Origin of the sequence: Azospirillum sp. TSO35-2 (assembly GCF_003116095.1) — a bacterium.
GTDB lineage: Bacteria > Pseudomonadota > Alphaproteobacteria > Azospirillales > Azospirillaceae > Azospirillum.
In genome coordinates this window covers 1,126,253-1,131,792 of record NZ_LGRA01000008.1, presented here as the reverse complement: position 1 = coordinate 1,131,792, position 5,540 = coordinate 1,126,253, and the positions used below count along the sequence as shown (strand labels likewise).

The 5,540-nt window shown below is 65.0% G+C and carries 6 protein-coding genes; 5 read left to right on the top strand and 1 reads right to left on the bottom strand.

Annotation, left to right across the window (positions count from 1 at the left end):
- From TSO352_RS06630 to TSO352_RS06620, 3 genes are all read left to right on the top strand, one after another.
- On the top strand, positions 1–353 hold a 353-nt coding region (locus tag TSO352_RS06630), incomplete at its 5' end, for an iron-containing alcohol dehydrogenase (protein ID WP_146210725.1).
- An 87-nt stretch (positions 354–440) separates the two neighbouring features.
- The gene (locus TSO352_RS06625; protein ID WP_109106503.1) at positions 441–686 is read left to right on the top strand and encodes a hypothetical protein; all 246 of its coding nucleotides are present in this window, start codon (positions 441–443) and stop codon (positions 684–686) included.
- A gap of 402 nt (positions 687–1,088) precedes the next feature.
- Positions 1,089–3,254, top strand: coding sequence for a TonB-dependent siderophore receptor (locus TSO352_RS06620; RefSeq protein WP_199231499.1), 2,166 nt, complete (start codon positions 1,089–1,091; stop codon positions 3,252–3,254).
- Between the two features lie 97 nt (positions 3,255–3,351).
- On the opposite strand, the gene TSO352_RS06615 is transcribed toward TSO352_RS06620, so the two are convergent.
- Positions 3,352–4,371 carry a 1-aminocyclopropane-1-carboxylate deaminase gene (locus TSO352_RS06615; RefSeq protein WP_109106502.1) on the bottom strand — a complete coding sequence of 340 codons (1,020 nt, stop codon included), beginning with the start codon at positions 4,369–4,371 and terminating at the stop codon, positions 3,352–3,354.
- 137 nt (positions 4,372–4,508) lie between these two features.
- Between TSO352_RS06615 and TSO352_RS06610 the strand changes: the two genes are divergently transcribed.
- Both TSO352_RS06610 and TSO352_RS06605 read left to right on the top strand, forming a co-directional pair.
- Positions 4,509–4,988, top strand: a complete 480-nt coding sequence (locus tag TSO352_RS06610; RefSeq protein WP_199231498.1) for an Lrp/AsnC family transcriptional regulator — start codon at positions 4,509–4,511, stop codon at positions 4,986–4,988.
- A gap of 148 nt (positions 4,989–5,136) precedes the next feature.
- Complete coding sequence (locus TSO352_RS06605; RefSeq protein WP_109106500.1) at positions 5,137–5,397, top strand: hypothetical protein; 261 nt, start codon at positions 5,137–5,139, stop codon at positions 5,395–5,397.
- Positions 5,398–5,540 lie beyond the last annotated feature (143 nt).

Genomic DNA, 5,540 nt, shown 5'->3' with positions numbered 1-5,540 from the left:
GCTACGCCGAGGTGGCGCGTCACCTGGAGCTGGGCGGCAGCCGCGACCATGAGCGGGTGGAGAAGCTGATCGGCTGGGTGGAGGAGCTGAAGCGGACGCTGGACATCCCGACCTCGATCCAGGCGGCCGGCGTGCCGGAGGCGGCGTTCCTGGCCAAGCTGGACGAGCTGGCCGAGGCCGCCTTCGACGACCAGTGCACCGGCGCCAACCCCCGCTTCCCCCTCGTCGCCGAGATCAAGCAACTCCTCCTCGACAGCTACTATGGACGCGCTTATGTCGAGCCGTCGGCACTGGACTCCGCTCCGGCCGCGGCAAAGCCCGCCGCGCGCAAGGAACCGGCCCTCACGAAGTGACCACGGGCCAAACAACACCGGTCGAGGGGGACCCGCCATGCCGCTCCCCCTCCCCTTTTCTCTCACCGTCATGTCAGGACCAACGCCATGAGCAAAGCGATCATGTGGGCTGAAACCGATGCCCGGGGTTTCGAAACCGAATGCCTGTTCAACGAAGACAACCGCAGCTACGAAGTCCTGGTCTGCGCCAGGGGCGTGGGCATCGACCGGGCGGAAAGCTTTCCGGTCATCGAGGATCCCGGCCTGGGAATGAGCCCCGCCGACCTGCACCAGTCGATCCGGCTGGCCGACCGCCTGGTGTCCGAGGTCGAGCGGTCGTTGGGCGACTGCTGATGCCGGGTTCAGGATGCCTTGGGTCCTGACCACGTATGACGGATACCGGCGCGGCTCCATCGACCGGTACCAGCGGCGCGAGGCCTTGCCTCCGCCGCTTTTGCGTTTTCAACGCTCGACCCGGCCCCTCTCAAGGATTTGCAACGCCACGCTATGCCGTATCAAGCATAGCGATGCGGTGCCTCTGCGAGCGCTGCAACAGAAACCCACCAGTCTCCCCTGGATTCGCTGACCAAGCCGCGACGGAACACCATCCAATGTGTCGCCGCTCCGATAGATAATAGGAATCATTCGCAAAAACTCTTGCCCTTCCTCTCCCATCTTTCGTATCACGTCTCGGCATATGCGAATAAGTCGCATTTTCGCAGCGTCCAGACGAAGGGTCGATTGATGAGGGGGATCATGTTGGGGGTTGATCGGCGGACGGCGGTGAACGAGGCGGGGCGGGCGGTTCTGCCCTGCACGACGGCGATGGTGACGGCGGCGGCGCTGGTGACGGGTGCGATGGCGCTGGGGGGCGCAGGCACCGCACGGGCGCAGGATTCGGCCACGGTGCTGGGGCCGGTCACGGTGACCGGCGCGGCGCAACGGGCCGAACCGGTGCAGGGCTATGTCGCCAAGCGCAGCACGGCGGCCACCAAGACCGACACGCCGTTGCAGGATGTCCCGCAGTCCATAACGGTCGTGCCGGAGGCGCTGATCAAGGACCAAGCGATGCAGAGCATGGCCGACGTGGTGCGCTACATCCCCGGCATCACCGCCGGCCAGGGTGAAGGCAACCGCGACCAGTTGACCATCCGCGGCAACAGCAGCACGGCCAGCTTCTTCCTGGACGGGGTGCGCGACGACGTCATGTATTACCGCGACCTCTACAACATCGACCGCGTCGAGGCGATGAAGGGCGCCAACGCCATGGTCTTCGGTCGCGGCGGCGGCGGCGGTGTGATCAACCGCGTGCAGAAGGAGGCCGATGGCCAGCCCATCCGCGAGTTCAGCCTGCGCGCCGGCTCCTTCAACACCCGCCGGGTGACGGGCGATGTCGGGCAAGCGCTGAACCCCGATGTCGCCGTCCGGCTGAACGGCATGTACGAGAATTCGGACAGCTACCGCGACGACGTGAATGTGGAGCGGATCGGCATCAATCCCACCGTCACCGTCACGCCCGGCGACAAGACCAAGCTCAAGCTGGGCTACGAGTATTTCAAGGACGACCGCACCGCCGACCGCGGCATCCCCTCCTACCGCGGCGGGCCGGTCAACACGGACGTCTCGACCTTCTTCGGCAACCCGGACATCAGCTATTCCACCGTCGAATCGCACGCGGTCGACGCGATGCTGGAACACGAGGTCACCAGCGCCATCACCATCCGTGACCGCTTCCGCTACGCCCATTACGACAAGTTCTATCAGAACGTCTTCCCCGGTGCGGTGAACGCGGCCGGCACAACGGTCAGCCTGTCCGCCTACAACCACGCCATCGAGCGCGACAACCTGATCAACCAGACCGACGCGATCGTCAAGCTGAACACCGGACCGGTGAAGCACACGCTGGTCACCGGCGTCGAGCTTGGCCGGCAGAAGACCGACCAGTTCCGCAACACCGGCTATTTCGGCAACGCCACCGCGCTGACGGTGTCGCTCGCCAACCCGACCTATCGCGGCCCGGTGACGTGGCGCCAGAGCGCCACCGACGCCAACTCCTCCGCCACGGTGACGACGGCGGCCGGCTATGTCCAGGACCAGATCGAACTGACCGACCAGTGGCAGATCATCGGCGGCCTGCGGTTCGAGCGGTTCGACATCGATTTCAAGAACAAGCGCAACGGCGACGCGTTGAGCCGCCAGGACACCATGTGGTCGCCGCGCCTGGGCGTGGTGTTCAAGCCGGTGCAGCCGCTGTCGCTCTACGCCAGCTACAGCGTGTCGTACCTGCCGGGTTCGGGTGACCAGTTCACCTCGCTCACCACCACCACGGCGAACCTGGAGCCGGAGAAGTTCCAGAACTGGGAAATCGGCGCCAAGTGGGACGTCCTGTCCAACCTCTCGCTGACCGCCGCGCTGTTCCAGCTCGACCGCACCAACACCACCGCGCCCGACCCGAACAACCCGGGCCTCGTCGTGCAGACCGGCAGCCAGCGCACCCGCGGCTTCGAGCTGGGCGTCAGCGGCAACATCACCGACAAGTGGCAGGTCGCCGGCGGCTATGCGCTGCAGAATGCCGAGATCACCAGCACGACCAGCAGTGCCGCCAGCGGCGCCACCGTGCCGCTGGTGCCTCGTCACAGCGCCTCGCTGTGGAACAAGTACCAGTTCACCGACATGTTCGGCGCCGGCATCGGCATGATCCATCAGGCCAAGGTCTATGCGGGTGCCGACAACACCGTGACCCTGCCGGGCTTCACACGGTTCGACGCGGCGGTCTACGCCAACGTCACCGAGACCGTCCGGGCGCAGTTGAACGTGCAGAACCTGTTCGACCGCAAGTACTACAGCACCGCCAACAGCAACAACAACATCACCCCCGGCGCGTCGCGGACGGTCCTGGTGACGCTGACCAGCAACTTCTGAGAACGCCGTCTTCCGCAAGGCGGTCGTGCCGGCAGCCCCCGCCCGGTGTTCCGGGCGGGGGCTTTCCCGTCGCAGGCCGCCGCCGGAAGCCCGCGGCTCAGCCGTTGCGGTAGGTGTAGCTGTAGCCGTTGATCGCCGGAGCGCCGCCGAGATGGGCGTAGAGCACCTTCGAGCCTTCCGGGAAGTAGCCTTTCTTCACGAGGTCGATCATGCCCTGCATCGACTTGCCCTCATAGACCGGGTCGGTGATCATCGCCTCGGTGCGGGCGGCCAGACGGATCGCATCGTTGGTTTCCGCGCTCGGCACGCCATAGGCCGGGTAGGCGTAGTCCTCGAGGATGACGATCTCGTCGTCCCGGACCTTGCGGCCGAGTTCGACCAGGTCCGCCGTGCTGTCGACGATCTGGCGCACCTGGGCGCGGGTCTGCTCGGGCGTGCCGGAGGCGTCGATGCCGATCACGCGGTCGGCGCGGTCGTCGTCGGCGAAGCCGACGATCATGCCGGCCTGGGTCGACCCGGTCACCACGCAGACGACGATGTAATCGAATTTGAAGCCGAGGTCGGCCTCCTGCTTGCGGACCTCTTCAGCAAAGCCGACATAGCCGAGGCCGCCATACTTGTGCACCGAGGCACCGGCCGGGATGCCGTAGGGCTTGCCGCCGACGTCCTTGACCGACTGGATCGCCTCTTCCCAGCTCTTGCGGATGCCGATGTCGAAGCCGTCCGGAACGATCCGGCTGTCGGCGCCCATCAGGCGGGTCAGCAGGATGTTGCCGACGCGGTCGTAGACGGCGTCCTCGTGCGGAACCCAGCTCTCCTGCACCACGACGCACTTCATGCCGATCTTCGCCGCCGCCGCCGCCACCATGCGGGTGTGGTTGGACTGCACGCCGCCGATCGACACCAGCGTGTCGGCACCCGACGCGATGGCGTCCGGGATGATGTATTCAAGCTTGCGCAGCTTGTTGCCGCCCATGGCGAGGCCCGAGTTGCAGTCGTCGCGCTTGGCGTAGATCTCGACCGTGCCACCCAGGGCCGCGGTCAGGCGCGGCAGATGCTCGATGGGGGTCGGGCCGAAGGTGAGCGGATAGCGTTCGAAGCGATCGAGGCGCAGCATGGCGTGCTCCAATGAGAGGGTGGAGCGACCGTATCACCGGGAATTTGAAAGGTGCTCTCATAGTGGTCTGCCAGTTTTCCGTTTTGGCTCACATCATCGGCATTTTGTGAGATAAATTGGCTGAAAACCGCTGATGAATGGAAGCTTCTTTCATGCCCTATGAGCTGGACGCCGTGGATCGCCGGATTCTCCAACATCTTCAAAGGGATGGCCGGATGACCAACGCCGATGTGGCCGAGGCGGTCCATGTCAGCCCGGCGACCTGCCACCGGCGCATCCAGCGGCTGTTCGAAGAGGGTTACATCCGCTCGGTCCGCGCGGAGATCGCGCCCGCCAAGGTCGATCGCGGCACCCTGGTGATGGTCGGCGTCGAGCTCGACCGTTCGACGCCGGAAAGCTTCGCTGAGTTCGAGAAGGCGATCCGCAAGCTGCCCTTCGTGCTCGATTGCCATCTCGTCGCCGGGGATTTCGATTTCTTCCTGAAGATCCGGGTCAGCGACATCGCCGATTTCAACCGGCTGCACGGCGAACAACTGATCGCGCTGCCCGGCGTGCGGCAGACCCGGACCTTCTTCGTCATGAAGGAGGTGATCGACAACGCCCTTCTGGATTTCTGACCACGCCGTCAAACGACCCGGAATTTCCGCTTGACCTCAAGATAGCTTGAGGTCCTAGCCTCCGAACCGTCGATCCGGATTGCCGACTGACATCGCGGCTCGCAACCGCGACAGCGCTGCTGATTCCGACGCTCGAAGGGAGGCGCCAGTGATCTCTCCGACTTCCGTCAATTGGACGATGCTCAACACCTTGCGGGCCATGCCCGGTCCGGAGGCGATGATGCCGCCGGCCTCGCTGCTCACCATCACCAGGGCCACCAGCCTGAAGCCGGCCGTGGTCCGGCCGATGCTGGACGAGTTGATCAAGCAGGGATTCGTCCGGGAATACGTCACCCACTGCGGAAAGCAGTACGCCCGAACCAGCGAGGGCGATCAGAGGATTCTGGAGGTCAAGGGATGGTTGCGGTGACGCGCCGGCCGAACCGCCCCGGACCCTGACCGCCGTCCGTCTCACCCAGTGATGAACGCCTTGAAAAAGGCCCGGAGCGTCAAACGGCTCCCGGGTCAACGGGGAGGGTTTGCATGAGTAAGGCACTTGCCGATGTGAGAATT